This is a genomic window from Mycobacterium sp. DBP42, from assembly GCF_005924235.1.
Lineage (GTDB): Bacteria > Actinomycetota > Actinomycetes > Mycobacteriales > Mycobacteriaceae > Mycobacterium > Mycobacterium syngnathidarum.
This window is the reverse complement of sequence record NZ_VCMY01000001.1, coordinates 422,302-439,915: the sequence shown is the minus strand read 5'-3', so window position 1 is coordinate 439,915 and position 17,614 is coordinate 422,302. Positions and strand designations below refer to the sequence as shown.

Sequence of the window (17,614 nt, the reverse complement as noted above, 5' to 3'; positions counted from 1 at the left end):
GGAGAGTAACCACGTTACCGTACCGCTGTAACACGGTTACAGCCATTCGGCGAAGTGAGGATCAATGGGAAATCTGGACGGAAAAGTTGCCTTCATCACCGGGGTAGCCCGAGGCCAGGGCCGCAGTCACGCGGTGGCACTGGCAGGTGACGGCGCGGACATCATCGGCGTGGACATCTGCGCCGACATCCCATCGAACGGCTACCCGATGGCCAGCCGCGAGGAGCTCGACGAAACGGTCGCCCTCGTCGAGGCGGCCGGCGGCAAGATGGTGGCCGCGGTCGCCGACGTCCGCGATTTCCACGAACTGAAAGCCGCGCTCGACGCGGGCGTCGAACGGTTCGGACGGCTCGACATCGTGCTCGCCAACGCGGGCATCGCCACGATGGCGTTCCGCGAGCTGACCATCGAAGAAGACCTCGAGATGTGGACCGACGTGCTCGACGTCAACCTCGTCGGCTCCTTCCATACCGCCAAGGCCGCAATCCCCCATCTGATCGAAGGCGGTCGCGGCGGGTCGATCGTCTTCACCTCCTCCACCGCCGGGCTCCGCGGGTTCGGTGGACTGCAGGGCGGCGGCCTGGGTTACGCGGCGTCCAAGCACGGCATCGTCGGGCTCATGCGCACCCTGGCCAATGCCCTTGCCCCACACAGCATCCGGGTCAACACGGTGCATCCCACCGCGGTCAACACCATGATGGCGGTCAACCCGGCGATGACGGCATTCCTGGAGAACTACCCCGACGGCGGCCCACATCTGCAGAACCCGATGCCGGTGTCGCTGCTGGAACCGCAGGACATCACCGCGGCCATCAGCTATCTGGTCTCCGATGCCGCCAAGTACGTCACCGGGGTCACCCTCCCCGTCGACGCCGGCTTCACGAACAAACTCTGATGGGACGCGTCACCGGCAAGCGCGTGCTGATCACCGGCGCAGCACGCGGAATGGGTCGAAGCCACGCCGTACGCCTGGCCGAGGAAGGCGCCGACGTCATCCTCGTCGACATCTGCGAGTCGCTGCCAAAGGTGGAATACCCGCTGGCCACCCGCGAGGATCTGGACGAAACTGCCCGCCAGGTGCGGGAACTCGGCCGGAAGGCACTGACATACGTGGTCGACGTGCGCGACGGTGCGGCACTGAGCTCCGCGGTGGCCGAGGGCGTGGCAAAGCTCGGCGGCCTGGAGGCTTCGATCGCCAACGCCGGAGTGCTGACCGCGGGCACCTGGGATACCACCACCGCGGAGCAATGGCGCACCGTCGTCGATGTCAACCTGATCGGCACCTGGAACACCTGCGCGGCCGCGCTGCCCCACCTGGTGGGACGCGGCGGCAGCCTGATCAACGTCAGTTCGGTGGCGGGGATCAAGGGCTCACCTCTGCACACGCCGTACACGGCATCCAAACACGGTGTGGTGGGCCTCAGCCGTGCCCTGGCCAATGAGCTTGCCGCGGTGAATGTTCGGGTCAACACGGTGCACCCCACCGGTGTCGCCACGGGGCTCCGGCCCGACACGTTGCACACCTTGATCCACGAGTCTCGTCAAGACCTGGGGCCGATTTTCCAGAACGCACTGCCGATCCAGATGACCGACGCGCGGGACATCAGCAACGCGGTGCTGTTCCTTATCTCCGACGAGGCCCGGCACGTCACCGGGCTGGAATTCAAGATCGACGCGGGGGCGACGGTCCGATGACAGCCTCCGATACCCGGACCGAGCGAGGCAGACGCGAGTTCGCCGAGGTGATGACATTCGAGGCACCTCCGGATGATTCCCCGGCAACCACCAATCTCATCGACTTCGTGTTCGCCGAAGTGTGGCCGCGCTCCGCTCTGAGCCGTCGGGACCGACGATTCGTCACGCTGCCGTGCGTCGCGGCGGCCGACGCCGAAGGGCCCTTGCGCGATCACGTCTATGCCGCGCTGAACAGCGGCGACGTATCCATCGTCGAAATGCGGGAAACTGTCCTGCATTTCGCGGTGTACGCCGGCTGGCCCAAGGCCTCGCGGTTCAACATCGTGGTCGACGAGCAGTGGGACCGCATTCACCGCGAACGGGGATTGACACCACCCCCACCGGAACCGCTGCTGCCGCTGCCCACGCCCAGCGATCCCGAGGAACGGCTGGTCTGCGGCGAGCAGTCCTTCCGGGACATCAACTGCATACCGTTCGCCCCGACCCGCGACAATCCGTACTCCGGGGCCGGCATCCTCAATTTCGTGTTCGGGGAGATGTGGCTGCGGCCCGGACTCGGCATGAAGGAGCGTCGCCTGGTGACGGTGGCCTGTGTGGCGTTCCAGGACGCGCCGCTGCCGATCCTCAGCCACGTCTATGCCGCGCTCAAGAGCCGCGACGTCTCCTTCGAGGAAATGGACGAGCTGGCACTGCATTTCGCCGCCTATTACGGATGGCCCAAGGCCGCGAACCTCAATCAGGTGATCGGCGAGCAGAAGCAGCGGGTGCTTGGCGAGTGGAAAGCCGAGGCATGAAGGTCGAGCACATCTATCCGGCCACCGGCCGGCCGAACGGCATTGTGACGCTGGCCGGTCCTGCCGAGATCGACGAGGCAGTCCAAACGGCCGCGAAGGCGCAGCGTGAATGGGTCTCACTGACAGTCGACCGGCGCCGGGACCTGCTGATCGGCCTGGCCGACGTGGTGCACGAGCACCTCGGAGAGCTCGCAAAGCTGAACGTGGACGATTACGCGGTGCCGATCTCGTTCGCGGGCACCGCAATGCTTCTTGAACGGTTCCTCCGGCATTTCGCGGGCTATGCCGACAAGCCACACGGGGTGACCACTCCGGTCAACGGATCCTTTGACATCAACCTCGTCGAGCGTGAGCCGTACGGCGTCGTCGGCGTCATCACTCCGTGGAACGGCGCCCTGGTGGTCACGGGATCATGCGTCGCACCGGCACTGGCCGCCGGCAACGCCGTCGTCCTCAAGCCCTCCGAGCTCGCGCCGTTCGCGGCGCTGCGCTTCGGCGAGCTGTGCCTCGAGGCCGGACTACCCGAGGGGCTGGTCACCGTCGTCCCCGCCGACGCCAAGGGCGGCGATGCGTTGGTGCGTCATCCCGAGATCGGCAAGATCGCCTTCACCGGCGGCGGCGCCACCGCACGCAAGGTATTGCAGTCCGCCGCAACGAATCTCACGCCGGTGGTCACCGAGTTGGGTGGCAAATCGGCCAACCTCATCTTCGCCGACGCCGACCTTGACCTGGCCGCGTCCCTGTCGGCGCATCAGGGCCCGCTCATGCAATCCGGGCAGAGCTGCGCTTGCGCGAGCCGGATCTTGGTCCAAGACAAGGTCTACGACGAATTCGTTCAGAAGTTCCTCGACGTGGTCGGCACGGCATGCATCGGCGACCCGATGGATCCGGCGACCACGTTCGGGCCGGTGATCAGCCAGGCCGCGGCCGACCGGATCCTGACCGCGGTCGACACTGCCGTTTCCGGCGGTGCAGGTGAATTGTTGTTGGGCGGCAGGCGGATCGGCGGGCAGCTCGCCGAGGGCTACTACATCGAGCCCACCGTGTTCGGCGGTGTGGACAACGCCTCGGAACTCGCGCAGCTGGAAACCTTCGGGCCGGTGGTCTCGGTGATGAGATTCCGTGACGAAGACGAGGCCGTGCGGATCGCCAACGACACCCCCTTCGGATTGAACGCGTTCGTCCAGACGACGGACCTCAACCGCGCACACCGCGTGGCCCGGCGACTCGAATCCGGATCCGTGTGGATCAACCAGTTCAGCGACATCTCACCGCAAGGTCCGTACGGCGGTTACAAACAGAGCGGCGCGGGGCGCACCGGCGGCATCGAGGGCCTCAACGAGTTCCAGCAGGTGAAGAACATCCGGATCGCAGTGCGCTGATTTTCCTGCCGCGAGCAGACACATATGTCCCCGAAATCCATCGATTTCGGGGACATATGTGTCTGTTCGGCCGAGTGTTATCCGGCCGGGGTGAAGGTGATGTTCAGTTCGGTCAGCCCCCGGAGCAGGAACGTCGGCTCATAGGTGTAGTTGCGCCGCCCAGCCGGACCGTGTGCGGATTCATCGATTCCGATGTCCCGCATGCGGTCCAGCAGCCGGCGGACGGTGATCTGCCCTTCTGCGCGGGCCAGCGGGGCCCCCGCGCAGGTGTGGATGCCGCGGCCGAACGCGATGTGTTCGCGGACGTTCTTGCGATCCGGACGGAACTCGTGCGGATCGTCGAATTTGCGTGGGTCACGGTTGGCCGCACCCAGGCAGAGCATGACGATGGTTCCGGCCTTCAGACGCACGCCGCCGAGGGTGGTGGTCTTGCGGACCAGCCGGAAGTCGACCTTCGTCGGAGAATGCATCCGCAGTGCTTCCTCGATGAAAGTCGGTATACCGTCTGGGTTTTCGCGCAATTTCTGCTGATACTCGGGGTGGTCGCCCAACACCTGCACCGCGGCGGTGAGCAGCTTGGTAACAGTCTCCTGGCCGGCAGCGAACAGGAATGTCGCCGGCTTGACCACCTCCAACAGCTCAGGGGTCGAGCCGTCGGGATAGGTGGCGGTGGCCATACCGGAGAGCACGTCCCCGCGGGGCTCGCGCCGGCGTTCGGCGAGGTAGCCGGCGAACTTGTCGTCCAGGTACTGCAGGGGGTCCAGTCCTACCGGCTCGCCGTCGAGTGCACCGACGCGGTTGCCGTCCGGCCGCTCGGCACCCAGTGCGGCAAGGAATTCCGGGCGGTCCTCCTGCGGGACACCCAGCAGGTCGATGATCGCCGAGGTGGCAAACGGCTTGGCGTACTCGGAGAGGAACTCGCACTTTCCGTTGTCGATGAATCGATCGAGCTGGCGATCGACCAGCTGCCACATGTAGTCCTCGTTCTCCTTGAGCCGCCGCGGCGTGAGCAGCTTGCTCAGCAATGAGCGGGCCCGCTCATGTTGCGGTGGGTCCATCACCACCATGTGCTCGTGGATGGGGAACAAGTGGCGGTGAGCCTCGATCTGCTCCGTGATGTCGTCGCCCTCGGGCTCGAAGGGCAGCGGTGGGAACAGCCCGCCGATCGCGTTGACGGCCGAGAACGAGCCATGGTCTTTGAAGGCCGCCATGACCTCCTGGTAGCCCGTCACCGCCACCACGCCGTGGTGCGGTTCGGCGAACACCGGGCCATTGCTGCGCAGGTATTCGTAGTACTCGTAAGGAGCTTGGGCAACAGCCGGGTCGGCGAAGTAGTCGACGGAGGCGAGATCGGTCATGGCTCACTGGCCTTTCGTGCTGGTGTTGAGCAGGCTGATCGCCTGGCGCGGGCAGGCGTCGACGGCGGATTTGACGTTGTCCCAGGTACCTTGATCCCACTGCCCGTCCACCGGGGCAGCGCCGGCCACCTCGTCGTCGGACAGGTCGAATACCTCAGGGGCAAGTTGGATGCACAGTGCATGGCCTTCGCACAGGCCGGCGTCCACCTGGACCCGGGCCGCGCTGATGTCTTCGGGCATCTGTTTCCTCAGTTCCAAATTTGATCAGTCGATCAAACCGTTAGGATGGCTCATGCTTACCACCCCCGGCATTCGTCGGTCAAGGTTCCCGGCTGGTGCGAAATACATGTTGCCGGGCAATGACTTTGGGGAGCTGCACTGATGGCGGCGGCACGTGCGGCGAAGGAAAAGGACGCGGGCACCCGCAAGCGTCTGATCGAGGCGACCGCCCAGGTTATCCGCGACGAGGGCTACGCTGCGGCCACCACCCGCCGCATCGCGGCTGTCGCCGGTGTGCGCTCGGCGCTGGTCTACTACTACTTCGACACTCTCGACGACCTCTACATCGCGGTACTGCGCAGTGGCGGCGACGCCGCCCTGGCCCGGCTGCGCGAGGCCATCACCACCGAGGATCCGCTGCGGGCCCTGTGGCTGATCAACTCCGATTCGCGGGTGACCGGCCTCAACACCGAGTTCATGGCGCTGGCCAATCACCGCAAGGCGATCGGCGTGGAACTCAAGGCCTACTCCGAACGGGTCCGCGACATCGAGGCGACCGCCATGGCCGGCGTCCTGCGGGCCCACGGTGTGGACATGGAGGAGTTTCCGCCGGTGGTGATGTCGATGCTGCTCACCCAGTCCGCCCGCAGCCTGTGCAACGAAGAGGCGGTCGGCGTGACCGAAGGCCACGCCGAGTTCCGCGCCTTCGTCGAACGGTTCCTGCGCCGGTTCGGCAGCGAGGCGACCGCTACTTGAGCATGCTGCCCGCATCGACGGTGACCGGCAGGCCGGTGATGTAGCGGGCCTCGTCGGAGGCCAGAAACAGCACCGCATTGCTGATGTCGACGGGCTCGACCCACCCGACCGGAAGCACGTGCATGAGCTGGGCGACCACCGCCATGTCGTCGGGGCCCGGGTTCTCCAGATCCGGGCGGAAGAGCTTCATCGTGCCCTTGTTCATGAACATCGGGGTGTTGACGTTCGTCGGACACACCGAGTTCACCCGGATCGAATGCTGCCCCAACTCCACCGCGAAGCTGCGCATCAAGCCGATCACCCCGTGCTTGGCCGCGATGTAGTGCCCGGTGTTGGGGTAGGCCTTCAGCCCGCCGACCGAGCTGGTCAGGACGATCGATCCACCCTGACCGCCGGAAAGAATATGCGGCACTGCGGCTTTCACAGTCTTCCAGACACCCGAGAGGTTGACGCCGATCATGTCGTCCCAGTCGGATTCCTTGGTCTCGTGCAAGACGTCGCCGCCGTTGCCGATGCCCGCGTTGGCCACCACGATGTCGAGGCGGCCGAGCTGCTCGACACCGCTTTCGACCGCCTCCTTGAGCGCGGCGAAGTCACGCACGTCCAGCTCGGCCGTGACGATCCGGCGATCCAGCCCTTTGACCAGATCCGCCGTCTCGGCCAGATCGTCCGGGGTCGACGCCGGGATCGCGCTGGTGTCGGTGATCGGGCCGCAGACGTCGACGGCGATGATGTCGGCACCTTCTTGAGCCAATCGCAGCGCATGGCTGCGCCCCTGCCCGCGTGCCGCCCCGGTGACGAGGGCAACCTTGCCCTCAACTCTGCCTACCATAGCCACCCTCTCGATTAATTTTGATCGGTCGATCAAACCGTCACATTTCAAAGGTCGGTTGTCAATGACTTTTTTGATCAGTTGGTCAGCATCGAGGGCCGCCGACAGCAGGGCTGAACATACGAAACTGGGCCCCACCCAGACGGATGGGGCCCAGCTACATACCGCGCTAGTTGTTACGAGTCAGAGCCCGAGCTCTTCTTGGAGTCACTGGAACCCTTCGACTTGTCGGCTCCGCCGGCCTTGGTCTTGGCCGGCTTGGCCTTTGCCGTGGCCGCCTTGGATTCCTTGGCCTCCTTGGCCTTGGCCTGCCGGGCCTGCCTGGCCTCGCTGATCTTGGCCTTGATCCGGTCGGCGACCTTGGCCTTGACCTTGGTCTCGGCAGCAACCGACTTGGAGACCGTCGGTGCGGTGGCGGAATCGGCAGCAGCCTCCTCCGTTGCGTCCGGAACAGCATCGGCAACCGGCGTCTCAACCTTCACGGCCTCAGCAACCGGGGTTTCGACCTTCGGAGTCTCGGCGGCCGGGGTTTCGACCTTCGGGGTTTCCACGGCCGGGGTCTCGACCTTCGGCGACTCGACGGCAGGCGCCGCTTCCTTGACCGACTCGGCGGCCGATTCGGTCGAGGCGGCCTTGGGAGTAAGCGCGGAAACCAGCTGGGCAGAGGCGCTCGTCGGCACCGCCGACGGAGCGGCGACCTCCGGGGTGTTGTCGATGGCATCGGCGAGGCTCTTGGGGATGTTGACCAGCAGGTTCTGCAGCAGACCAGCGACGACCCGCGAGCCGCCCTGCTCGCCGGGCTCGGCCCAGGTGAGCAGCGCCGGCCATTCCGTGTAGCCACCGGCGCCCGACTCATCGGGGTCGGCATAGTCGAATCCGTTGAGCGCCGCGTTGACGAGGATGCCCGGCGTGTTCACCACGGCGTTGAAGGCACCCTCCATATCTCCGGTGGACACGCTGGTGCTGATCGCCTCGGCAACGCGTGCAAGCTCGAATGCCGGGCCACTGACCATCGCGAAGCCGCCCTGGAAGAGGGCACTCACGACGACGCTGGAGGTAAAGGTCGCGGCGACCAGGTTCGTGAAGTTCTGGGCGATCTGCTCTGGGATCCCGACCATGTACTCGCTGCCACCGCGCGGGATGCCCGAGAGGATGAACCCAGGAGCGATCAACGGACCAAAGGCGCCCTGGAACGCGTACAGCATTGAGGCGTTGAACAACTCGTACGCGCCGGCCACGTCGCCGTTCTGGAGCGCGGCCTGCGCCGCATCCAACTTGATCTTGCCGTTGCGACCGTCGTACCAGTTCTGCAGGGAGGTGGGGATGGCCTCGAACGCCGCACCGAACTTCTCGGCGTAGCCCAGCTGGTTCTCCATCACCTGGCTCAGCAACGGTGCCGGGTTGGCGGCAACGGCTCCGCCCAGGGACTGGAGGTTGTCGAACGTTGCTTCGAACAACGACCCGTAGACGTCGACCGGAGACGCGGTCGCGTCCATCGTCGCGGTCAGGTCGTAGGCAAGCGACTTTGCCTGCTGGATGACCGTGTTGTTCTGAGCGACCGGGGTCACCGCGATGGCGCTGGCGCTCATCATGGCGACGCCGGCGAGAAGGAACTTGTCCCTCCGACTGGCCGCCGGAGCGGCACCGGAGGAGGCAAGAGCAGGTTGGGGCACGAAATCTCCTGAAACTGATAGTTGACTGAGGAACGACCAAAAATTAGCTTAGCTTTCCCTAAATATCAATAGGTATGCCTAACCTGACTTTCGTCTAGGTAAATATGTGCTGAGCGCACGAACTGGGCCCCCTCCGTGAGGAGGGGGCCCAGTTCGCGTCAGCTGTGAAAGGTCAGAGCCAGGTGTCGGACGTCGTAGCTGTCAGGAATGCATCCAGGTCGTCACGCCACTGCGCCGGGGTGTTCTTGTCCGGCTCGATCCCGGTGTACTCGCCACGGTAGAACAACAGCGGACGAGGCTTGCGCTTGGGAACTTCCGACAGCGAATGCACCGAACCGAACACCACGAAGTGGTCGCCACCGTCGTGCACGGAGTGCACGTTGCAGTCGATGTGAGCGAGGCTGCCGTCGAGCACCGGAGAGCCGAGTTCTGATGGCGTCCAATCGATTCCGGCGAATTTGTCCGGCGCCTTGGAGCCGAACTGCGCGGACACATGCTGCTGCTTCTCGTGCAGCATGTTCACACAGAACTTCCCGCTGGCCTCGATGGCCTGCCACGCCCGTGACTGCTTGGTGGGGCAGAACAACACCAGCGGCGGGTCGAGCGAGAGCGCGGCGAACGACTGACAGGCAAAGCCGATCGGCACGTCGTCGTGCAGTGTCGTGATGACCGTGACGCCAGTACAGAACTGGCCGAGCACATTTCGGAACGTACGCGGGTCAATCGGCTGAGCCTGTGTCATCTGAACGCCTGCGTTACTTGAATCCGACGGAGAAGTCGTGGCCCCAGAGGCTGATGCCCACGCTCTCGCGGGCGATCCAGCTCTCGTCCTCGACTTCCAATCCTTCACAACCGAATTCCATGTCGAACCCACCGGGGGTCTTCATGTAGAACGACAGCATCTTGTCGTTGATGTGCCGGCCGAGCGTGGCCGACATCTTGACCTTCCGGCGGTCGGCGCGGTCCAGGCACAGGCCGACGTCGTCGGAGTTCTCCACCTCGACCATCAGGTGCACGATGCCTGTCGGGTTGGGCATCGGCATGAAGGCCAGCGCGTGGTGCCGCGGATTGCAGCCGTAGAAGCGCAGCCAGACCGGATCGCCGTCGGCCGGCCGGCCCGCGAGCTGCGGGGGCAGGCTCATCGAGTCGCGCAGCCGGAAGCCGAGCACGTCCTGGTAGAACGCCTGAGCTGCGGCGTCGTCGTCACAGGTCAGCACCACATGCCCCAGACCCTGCTCGGCGGTGACGAACTTGTGGCCATACGGGCTGACGAACCTGCGGCCCAGGTACTGCGCACCGTAGAACGCCTCGAGCACGTTGCCGGACGGATCGGAGAAGCGGATCAGGCCCTCGACCCGGCGCTCGCGGATCTCGTCGCGGGTGCCTTCGACGAAATCGACACCCGCCTTGGACAAGGTCTCCCGCAGGTTCTGCAGGGCGGCAGCGTCGGCAACCTCCCAGCCGGAGATCAGCAACCGGTCCTGTTCGCCGGGCACGATCACCAGGCGGGCCGCGAAATCGTCCATCCTCAGGTAGAGCGCGCCGGGGATGGCACCGTCCCCCTCGACCATGCCCAGAACCTTCAGCCCGAACTCGCGCCAGGCCGCCACATCGGTGGCCTCGATGCGCATATAGCCGAGTGCCTTGATGCTCATCTGCTAACTCCCAAGGAAATCGATGGTGAGCTTGTTGAACTCGTCGAACTTCTCGACCTGAGCCCAGTGTCCACATTGCCCGAAGACGTGCAGCTGCACCCGCGGAATCTGCTTGAGCGCGACCAGTGCGCCGTCGAGCGGATTGACCCGGTCCTCGCGGCCCCAGATCAGCAGCACCGGCTGGCGCAGCTTGTAGACCTCGCGCCACATCATGCCGAGTTCGAAGTCCGCACCGGCGAACGACTTACCCATCGCCCGGGTGGCGGCCAGCGACTCCGGCGTGCTGGCAATCGCGAACCGCTCGTCGACCAGCTCCGGGGTGACCAGCTTCTGGTCGAACACCATGATCCGGATGAAGGCTTCGAGGTTCTCGCGCGTCGGCTCGAAGTTGAACTTGGCCAGCGCCTTGACGCCCTCGGTCGGGTCGGGCGCGAACAGGTTGACACTGAGGCCACCGGGGCCCATCAGCACCAGCTTGCCCGCCCGGTCCGGGTAGTCCAGCGCGAAACGCACCGCGGTGCCGCCACCGAGCGAGTTGCCCAGCAGCGGGATCCGGCCCTGCAGACCGAGGTGGTCGAACAGTCCGAGCAGCGCCTTGGCGCTGTAGCGGTTGTACTGCTCGTGCTCGGTGTGCTTGTCGGAGAACCCGTAGCCGGGCTGGTCGACCGCCAGCACGTGGTAGTGCTCGGCCAGCACCGCGATGTTGCGGCCGAAGTTCGACCAGCTCGACGCACCGGGCCCGCCGCCGTGCAACAGCACGATGGTCTGCGCGTTGGGATCGCCCGCCTCGTGGTAGTGCAGCCGCATGGCCAGCTCGCCGGCCTGCACGTCGGCGTAGCGGGAGGTGGACTCGAACGTGATCTCTTGGGTGGCAGTCATTTATCAGACCATCGTGTCGGCCGGGGGCAGGCCGAACTCGTTGTTGCCGAAGATCAGGTAGGCGCGCTCGGGATCGTTTGCGGCGTGCACCCGGCCGGCGTGCGCGTCACGCCAGAACCGTTGCACCGGAGCGTCATTGGACAGCGCGGTGGCACCCGATGCCTCGAAGAGCCGGTCGATCGAGGCGATGGCGCGGCCGGTGGCACGGACCTGATCGCGACGGGCTCGGGCCCGCAGCTCGAACGGGATCTCCTCGCCGGCCACCAGCAGTGCGTACTCGTCGGCGACGTTGCCCGACAGCTGGCGCCAGGCGGCGTCGATGTCGCTGGCCGCCTCGGCGATGCGGATCTTGGCGAACGGATCGTCCTTGGCCTTCTCGCCGGCGAACGCCGCGCGTACCCGCTTGCCCTGGTGCTCGACGTGGGCGTCGTAGGCACCGTAGGCCATGCCCACGATCGGGGCCGAGATGGTAGTGGGATGAATTGTGCCCCAAGGCATCTTGTACACCGGAGCGGCGTTGGTCTCATACCCGCCGGCGGTGCCGTCGTTCATCGCCTTGTAGGACAGGAAGCGGTGCTTGGGCACGAACACGTCCTTGACCACGACCGTGTTGCTGCCGGTGCCGCGCAGGCCGACCACATTCCAGACGTCGTCGATCTGGTAGTCGGTCCGCGGGATCAGGAAGCTGCCGAAGTCGACAGGGCGGCCGTCCTTGATGACCGGGCCACCGAGGAAGGCCCAGGTGGCGTGATCGCAACCCGACGACCAGTTCCAGGCGCCGTTGACGATGTAGCCGTCGCCGGCCTCGGTCACGGTGCCTGCACCCATCGGGGCGTAGGAGGAGGAGATCCGAACCGAGGTGTCCTCACCCCAGACGTCCTCCTGGGCCTGCTGATCGAACAGCGCGAGGTGCCAGTTGTGCACGCCGATGATGCCGGCCACCCATCCGGTGGAACCACAGGCGCTGGCCAGTCGCCGGACGGCCTCGTAGAAGACCGTCGGGTCGCACTGCAGGCCACCCCACTGCTCGGGCTGCAGCAGCTTGAAGAAACCGACGTCCTCCAGCGCCTTCACGTTCGCGTCGGGCAACTTGCGCAGATCCTCGGTCTCCTGAGCGCGCTCACGCAGCGTCGGCAGCAGTTCATCGATGCCGGCCAGAACCGCCTGCACGTCACGCTGTTCAATGGATGTCACGGAAATGCCTCCCAAGATTCGGACTGCGATGAGCGCGAGCTGACCGCCTAGACAGAGATTAGAACACGTTACGATTTGTGTCGAGTAGCGCCTTGTAATGGTGGGCTGGACCAGGGCAAGTACGTTTTTGTAACATGTTCTAGTTATGAGTGAAGAAAGGGTCCAGCCGTGACTGATGAGCCACTGGGCAGCCATGTGCTCGAACTGCAGGTGAGCGCGGTCATCGAGGAGACGGCCGACGCGCGGTCCCTGGTGTTCTGTGTGCCTGATGGGCCAGGAGATCCGGTCATCCCTTCCGAGAGACTCCGCTACTCCCCGGGCCAGTTCCTGACCCTGCGGGTACCCAGCGAGCGAACCGGCTCGGTGGCCCGCTGCTACTCGCTGTCCAGTTCCCCGGTGACCGACGATCAGCTGACCGTCACGGTCAAGCGGACCGCCGACGGCTACGCGTCAAATTGGTTGTGCGACAACGCCCACGCCGGGATGAAGATGCACGTGCTGGCCCCGTCGGGCAATTTCGTGCCAAAGGATCTCGACACCGACTTCCTGCTTCTGGCCGCGGGCAGCGGCATCACGCCGATGATGGCGATCTGCAAGTCGGCCCTCGCTCAGGGCAGCGGCAACGTCGTCCTCGTCTACGCCAACCGCGACGAGAACTCGGTCATCTTCGGCGCGACCCTGCGCGAGCTGGCCGCCAAATACCCCGACCGGTTCACCGTCGTGCACTGGCTGGAGACCGTGCAGGGGTTGCCCAGCCCGGCAGCGCTGGCCGGCGTCGTCGCGCCCTACGCCTCGCGCGAGGCGTTCATCTGCGGACCCGGGCCGTTCATGGCGGCAGCCGAGCAGGCACTGCAGCAGGCCGGCGCCGCCGACGAACGCATCCACATCGAGGTGTTCAAGTCGCTGGACTCCGACCCGTTCGCCGCGGTGGTCATCGAGGAAGATGACAGCGATCAGGGGCCGGCCACCGCGGTGGTCACCCTTGACGGCACCACTCACGAGGTCCGCTGGCCGCGTTCGGCCACACTGCTCGACGTCCTGCTGGACAAGGGCCTGGATGCGCCGTTTTCCTGCCGAGAAGGCCACTGCGGTGCGTGCGCGGTGCTCAAGAAGTCCGGCGACGTCGAGATGAAGATCAACGACGTGCTGGAACCCTCCGACCTCGACGAGGGCCTGATCCTGGGATGCCAGGCCACACCGGTGTCAGATTCTGTCGAAGTCACCTACGACGAGTAACGAGCGGATACCTTTCTTGACGATGACGATCAACAGGCTCTCCGCAGCGAGCGCGGCAACAGTGCTGACCGCGGCAGCGCTGGCGTTTCCCGCGTCGGCCTCCGCGGCCGCAAACTCGTCGGTCACCTCGATCCCCAGCCCACAGGGCGACATCGAGATGCACGTCAGCGCGGACTGCGCAGGCACGCAGTGCACGTTCAACACGCAAGCCAACCTGCTCACGCCGAGCGGCCCCATCGGATTCCCCGGTGACGCGTGGGCACGTCAGACCATCACCCTGCGCAGCTCGAACAAGGACACCTGGCAGGAGGCCTCCTACGGCGCCCCGGCCGGCATGCCGCGAGAAATCAAGGGATCCAACCACGACAACGTGCTGTCGAAGCTGTACCGCTCGGTCAACAAAGTGGAGATCTCGGCGACGTACTTCGGTGGCGGGCCCATCGAACGCTTCCGCATCGAGGGCGTGTCAACCCCGACCGAGTGGCGGACCGGTCAGCCGAACACCAAGGACGACTTCATCATCTGCTCAGTCATCCAGGTGGTGTTCGGGGGGGTCAACCTGACCACACCCACGGCCTGCACCACGACGCGCTTCTGACATGTGCTTGTCCACGAGCTTGCGCCACCGGCGGTGCCGGTAGGCGTAGATGCCGCGGGCAAGCACTGCCACCGCTGGGGTGAGCCGGCCTGCGTCGATCTCCACGGTGTCGCTGTAGCGGCACGACCGATCGGTGACCGGTTCGACGTGCAACGTGTGGTCCCAGGTCCGCAGCACCCCGCCGTACTCGTGAGTGCGGATGGTGCGTGTGGTGTCGTCGACCTCAAGGACCTCGATGGTGTGCCGGTAGGCTGGGATGACGTGAAAGGCCATCAGCCAACCAGTTCCGCGCTCGCCGGCCTCGAACTTCTCGGTGCGCCCGGCCAGGGCCGGCACCCCGAACAAGCCGCGGCAGACGTAGAGAAACGTCGGGACCTGCTGCATGGCCTGCCACACTCGTCCGGTGTCGGCGGGCAAAATCGTTTCGGCATGGATGCGCTGCATGTCATCAATTTTCGAGAGCTGCGCACCGGCTGACTACTCGCTTTTCGTGCGGAGGTGGCGATGACGCCGACAGACCGGTTCCGGGCCCGCAAACAGCCCAGACAGCAGCGCGCCGTGGAAACCCGGCAGGCCATCCTCGAAGCGGCGGCTCGCGTTTTCGCCGAGTACGGCTATGCCGCGGGCACCACCAACCGCATTGCCGAAGCCGCGGATCTGTCGATCGGCTCGCTGTATCAGTACTTCCCGAACAAGGACTCGATCCTGTCGGCGCTCACCGATGCACACGTCGACGCCGGAGCGGCGCTGCTGCGCGACCGCACCGCGGCCGGTCTGCCCGAATCATTGGAGGAGCTGCTACGGCTGTTCGTCCGGACGGCGATCGACAACCACCGCGACGACACCCGTCTGCACCGCGTGCTGTTCGAAGAGGCTCCGCGGTCACCGGTCCTGCTGGATCGGCTACACCGGGCCGAAGAAGGCGCCGTCGGTGCGGCAAAAGCCTTGCTGGACAGTCATTCCGACGTGACGGTGGCCGACACCGCATTCGCGGCCCGCATGGTGGTCGCGACCGTCGAATCGCTGACCCACCGGTTGCTGGCCTGTGACAAGCCCGCCGATACCGAGCAGCTCGAGGACGGCATCGTCACGATGCTGGCGGGCTACCTGCGGGGTCTAAGTACTCACCCACCTGCGCGAGCAGACACAGAGTCGCACCAAAACCCATGATTTTGGGCGATTCTGTGTCTGCTCGGCGAGGGAAAGTGATCTACCGCGGCAGGCCGAGGAGACGCTCACCGGCGACGGTCAGCAGGATCTGCTCGGTTCCCCCGGCGATCGTCAGGCAGCGGGTGTTGAGGAAGTCGTGCACCTCCTGGTTGCGCACCGCACCCCCGCCATCGGACAGTTCCAGCCGGAACTCGGCCAGCGCCTGGCGGTAGCGAACCCCGATCAGCTTGCGGGCACTGGCCTGCGCGCCGGTGTCCTGACCACTGACCGCCAGCTGGGCGATCCGCTGATCCAGCAGCGAACCCACCTGCGCGGTCAGGATCAACCCGCCGAGCCGGTCCAGATCGGCCGGGTCCACATCCGGCTGGGCACCGAGGGTGCGCAGCAGTTCCTCCATCGGATTGCCCAGCGCGGTACCGCCGGCCATCGCCACCCGCTCGTTGGCCAGCGTGGTGCGGGCCAGCCGCCAGCCGTCGTTGACGGTGCCCACCACCATCGCGTCGGGCACGAAGACGTCGTCGAAGAACACCTCGTTGAACAGCTCGTCACCGGTGATCTCGCGCAGCGGACGGATCACGATGCCCGGCGTCTTCATGTCGATCAGGAAGTAGGTGATGCCCTTATGTTTTGGAGCGTCGGCGTCGGTGCGCGCCAGGCACACGCCCCAGTGCGCCTTCTGCGCCGCCGAGGTCCACACCTTCTGACCGGTCAGCTTCCAGCCCGGCTCACCGTTGGGGCCTTCTGCGCGAACAGCTTTCATGCGCAGCGCGGCCAGGTCAGAGCCGGCGCCGGGCTCGGAGAACAGCTGGCACCAGGCCAGGTCACCGCGCAGGGTGGCCGGCACGAACTGATCGATCTGCTCACCGCTGCCGTGCTCCAGGATCGTCGGCACCGCCCACCAGCCGATCACCAGATCCGGACGCTCCACCTCGGCCGCGGCCAGCTCCTGGTCGATCAGCAGCTGCTCGGCCGGAGAGGCGTTGCGGCCGTAGGGGCGTGGCCAGTGCGGGGCCAGCAGCCCCGACTCCGCCAGGGCCACCTGCCGCTTTTCCACCGGCTGCGCGGCCACCTCGGCGACCGCGGCGCTGATCTCCGGACGCAGGTCGGCCACCGACTCCAGATCGATCCGCAGCTCACGCCGCACACCCTGCTGGGTCAGAGCAGACACGCGGCGGATCCAGCGACGCCGGCCACCGAGCGCGTGCGAAATCCCGTATGCGCGACGCAGATACAGATGCGCCTCGTGCTCCCAGGTGATGCCGATGCCGCCCAGCACCTGGATGCAGTCCTTGGCGTTGGCCTCGGCCGCGTCCACGCCCGCGGCGGCCGCGACCGCGGCAGCGATCGACAACTGGGAATCGTCGGACTCCGACACCGCACGCGCCGCGTCGGCTGCCGACACCGAGATCTGCTCAGAGCGCAGCAGCATCTCGGCACACATGTGCTTGACGGCTTGGAAGCTGCCGATCGGCTTGCCGAACTGCTCGCGCACCTTCGCGTACTCGGTGGCGGTCTGCAGGGTCCAGCGGGCCAACCCGGCTGCCTCGGCGGCCAACACGGCCGCGGTGATGTCGGTGAACCGCTGTCGCGAGACGTCGAGGACCTGAGCGGGCGCGGAATCGAACACGACGCGGGCCAGCGGCAGCGAGAAGTCGGTGGCGGTCAGCAGTTCGATGCTCACACCCGCGGCGTTCCCGTCGACCAGCACCACCTGGTCCCCGGCGGGCAGCAGCAACACCCCGGCAACGTCGGCGCCCAGGACGTAGTCAGCGGTACCGGACACCTTGCCGGTTTCGAACGTCACGTCTGCGCTCAGGGCGGCTCCGGCCGTCCGCTCACCCGATACCAGCGCCTCCAGCACGGCCTCGTCGGTGACGATCAGGGTGGCCAGCGCCGTCGTGGCCACCGGACCGGGCACCAGCGCGGCGGCGGCCTCGTCGACCATCGCGCACAGATCCTCGACCGTGCCGCCGGCCCCACCCTGTTCCTCGGGGACCGCAACGCTGAAGATCCCTAGTTCGGCGAGACCCTGAAACGGCCCGCGCCAGGCATCGGCATCGTGTTCAGCGGATCGGACGGCCGCGGCGGTGTCGGTCGCACCGGCCCAGCTCCTAACCAGGTCACGGGCGGCAAACTGCTCGTCGGTGATGGTCGCAGACGCGCCGGACATGGT

Annotated in this window: 18 protein-coding genes; 8 read left to right on the top strand and 10 right to left on the bottom strand. The window is 65.9% G+C overall.

Annotated features, from left to right (window positions below):
• Nucleotides 1-64: 64 nt before the first annotated feature.
• Genes E0T84_RS02225 through E0T84_RS02210 form a run of 4 tightly spaced genes read left to right on the top strand, consistent with a single transcriptional unit; the run spans nt 65 to nt 3,871 of the window.
• Complete coding sequence (locus tag E0T84_RS02225) at nt 65-895, top strand: mycofactocin-coupled SDR family oxidoreductase (RefSeq protein WP_138743633.1); 831 nt, start codon at nt 65-67, stop codon at nt 893-895.
• Nucleotides 895-1,695 (top strand): mycofactocin-coupled SDR family oxidoreductase, encoded by an 801-nt coding sequence (locus tag E0T84_RS02220; RefSeq protein WP_171054856.1) that lies wholly within the window; start codon nt 895-897, stop codon nt 1,693-1,695. The genes E0T84_RS02225 and E0T84_RS02220 overlap by 1 nt, the downstream gene beginning before the upstream one ends.
• The gene (locus tag E0T84_RS02215) at nt 1,692-2,489 is read left to right on the top strand and encodes a carboxymuconolactone decarboxylase family protein (RefSeq protein WP_138743632.1); all 798 of its coding nucleotides are present in this window, start codon (nt 1,692-1,694) and stop codon (nt 2,487-2,489) included. The genes E0T84_RS02220 and E0T84_RS02215 overlap by 4 nt, the downstream gene beginning before the upstream one ends.
• The gene (locus E0T84_RS02210) at nt 2,486-3,871 is read left to right on the top strand and encodes an aldehyde dehydrogenase (RefSeq protein ID WP_138743631.1); all 1,386 of its coding nucleotides are present in this window, start codon (nt 2,486-2,488) and stop codon (nt 3,869-3,871) included. The genes E0T84_RS02215 and E0T84_RS02210 overlap by 4 nt, the downstream gene beginning before the upstream one ends.
• A 77-nt stretch (nt 3,872-3,948) precedes the next feature.
• Here the strand turns inward: E0T84_RS02210 and E0T84_RS02205 are convergent, their stop codons facing one another.
• Both E0T84_RS02205 and E0T84_RS02200 read right to left on the bottom strand, forming a co-directional pair.
• Nucleotides 3,949-5,229 (bottom strand): cytochrome P450, encoded by a 1,281-nt coding sequence (locus tag E0T84_RS02205; RefSeq protein WP_138743630.1) that lies wholly within the window; start codon nt 5,227-5,229, stop codon nt 3,949-3,951.
• Nucleotides 5,230-5,232: 3 nt separating this feature from the next.
• On the bottom strand, nt 5,233-5,469 hold the full coding sequence (locus E0T84_RS02200) for a ferredoxin (protein WP_070943937.1): 237 nt from the start codon (nt 5,467-5,469) through the stop codon (nt 5,233-5,235).
• A 141-nt stretch (nt 5,470-5,610) separates the two neighbouring features.
• Between E0T84_RS02200 and E0T84_RS02195 the strand changes: the two genes are divergently transcribed.
• The gene (locus E0T84_RS02195; RefSeq protein ID WP_138743629.1) at nt 5,611-6,204 is read left to right on the top strand and encodes a TetR/AcrR family transcriptional regulator; all 594 of its coding nucleotides are present in this window, start codon (nt 5,611-5,613) and stop codon (nt 6,202-6,204) included.
• Here the strand turns inward: E0T84_RS02195 and E0T84_RS02190 are convergent.
• The 6 genes from E0T84_RS02190 to hsaA form a co-directional block, all read right to left on the bottom strand.
• The gene (locus E0T84_RS02190) at nt 6,197-7,036 is read right to left on the bottom strand and encodes a mycofactocin-coupled SDR family oxidoreductase (protein ID WP_138743628.1); all 840 of its coding nucleotides are present in this window, start codon (nt 7,034-7,036) and stop codon (nt 6,197-6,199) included. The genes E0T84_RS02195 and E0T84_RS02190 overlap by 8 nt on opposite strands.
• A gap of 176 nt (nt 7,037-7,212) precedes the next feature.
• Nucleotides 7,213-8,709, bottom strand: coding sequence for a hypothetical protein (locus tag E0T84_RS31765; protein WP_249383544.1), 1,497 nt, complete (start codon nt 8,707-8,709; stop codon nt 7,213-7,215).
• Between the two features lie 172 nt (nt 8,710-8,881).
• The gene (hsaB, locus tag E0T84_RS02185) at nt 8,882-9,451 is read right to left on the bottom strand and encodes a 3-hydroxy-9,10-secoandrosta-1,3,5(10)-triene-9,17-dione monooxygenase reductase subunit (protein ID WP_070187797.1); all 570 of its coding nucleotides are present in this window, start codon (nt 9,449-9,451) and stop codon (nt 8,882-8,884) included.
• A gap of 13 nt (nt 9,452-9,464) precedes the next feature.
• Nucleotides 9,465-10,364 carry an iron-dependent extradiol dioxygenase HsaC gene (gene hsaC / locus E0T84_RS02180; RefSeq protein ID WP_070187796.1) on the bottom strand — a complete coding sequence of 300 codons (900 nt, stop codon included), beginning with the start codon at nt 10,362-10,364 and terminating at the stop codon, nt 9,465-9,467.
• A 3-nt stretch (nt 10,365-10,367) separates the two neighbouring features.
• Nucleotides 10,368-11,243 carry a 4,5:9,10-diseco-3-hydroxy-5,9,17-trioxoandrosta-1(10),2-diene-4-oate hydrolase gene (gene hsaD, locus E0T84_RS02175; RefSeq protein ID WP_138743627.1) on the bottom strand — a complete coding sequence of 292 codons (876 nt, stop codon included), beginning with the start codon at nt 11,241-11,243 and terminating at the stop codon, nt 10,368-10,370.
• 3 nt (nt 11,244-11,246) lie between these two features.
• A complete protein-coding gene (hsaA, locus tag E0T84_RS02170; protein ID WP_138743626.1) occupies nt 11,247-12,437 on the bottom strand; it encodes a 3-hydroxy-9,10-secoandrosta-1,3,5(10)-triene-9,17-dione monooxygenase oxygenase subunit in 1,191 nt (396 codons plus the stop codon).
• 168 nt (nt 12,438-12,605) lie between these two features.
• Here hsaA and E0T84_RS02165 point away from each other — a divergent pair, with 168 nt between their 5' ends.
• Complete coding sequence (locus tag E0T84_RS02165; protein WP_070187793.1) at nt 12,606-13,673, top strand: ferredoxin--NADP reductase; 1,068 nt, start codon at nt 12,606-12,608, stop codon at nt 13,671-13,673.
• A 28-nt stretch (nt 13,674-13,701) separates the two neighbouring features.
• Complete coding sequence (locus E0T84_RS02160; RefSeq protein ID WP_070187857.1) at nt 13,702-14,271, top strand: hypothetical protein; 570 nt, start codon at nt 13,702-13,704, stop codon at nt 14,269-14,271.
• On the opposite strand, the gene E0T84_RS02155 is transcribed toward E0T84_RS02160, so the two are convergent.
• On the bottom strand, nt 14,200-14,715 hold the full coding sequence (locus E0T84_RS02155) for a hypothetical protein (RefSeq protein WP_249383543.1): 516 nt from the start codon (nt 14,713-14,715) through the stop codon (nt 14,200-14,202). The two genes, E0T84_RS02160 and E0T84_RS02155, sit on opposite strands and share 72 nt — an antisense overlap.
• A gap of 60 nt (nt 14,716-14,775) precedes the next feature.
• On the opposite strand from E0T84_RS02155, the gene E0T84_RS02150 reads away from it, so the two are divergent.
• Nucleotides 14,776-15,441 carry a TetR/AcrR family transcriptional regulator gene (locus E0T84_RS02150; RefSeq protein ID WP_138743625.1) on the top strand — a complete coding sequence of 222 codons (666 nt, stop codon included), beginning with the start codon at nt 14,776-14,778 and terminating at the stop codon, nt 15,439-15,441.
• 40 nt (nt 15,442-15,481) lie between these two features.
• Here E0T84_RS02150 and E0T84_RS02145 read toward each other — a convergent pair whose 3' ends face one another.
• Nucleotides 15,482-17,611: an acyl-CoA dehydrogenase gene (locus E0T84_RS02145; protein ID WP_138743624.1), complete on the bottom strand. Its 2,130-nt coding sequence runs from the start codon at nt 17,609-17,611 to the stop codon at nt 15,482-15,484.
• Between the last annotated feature and the right edge of the window lie 3 nt (nt 17,612-17,614).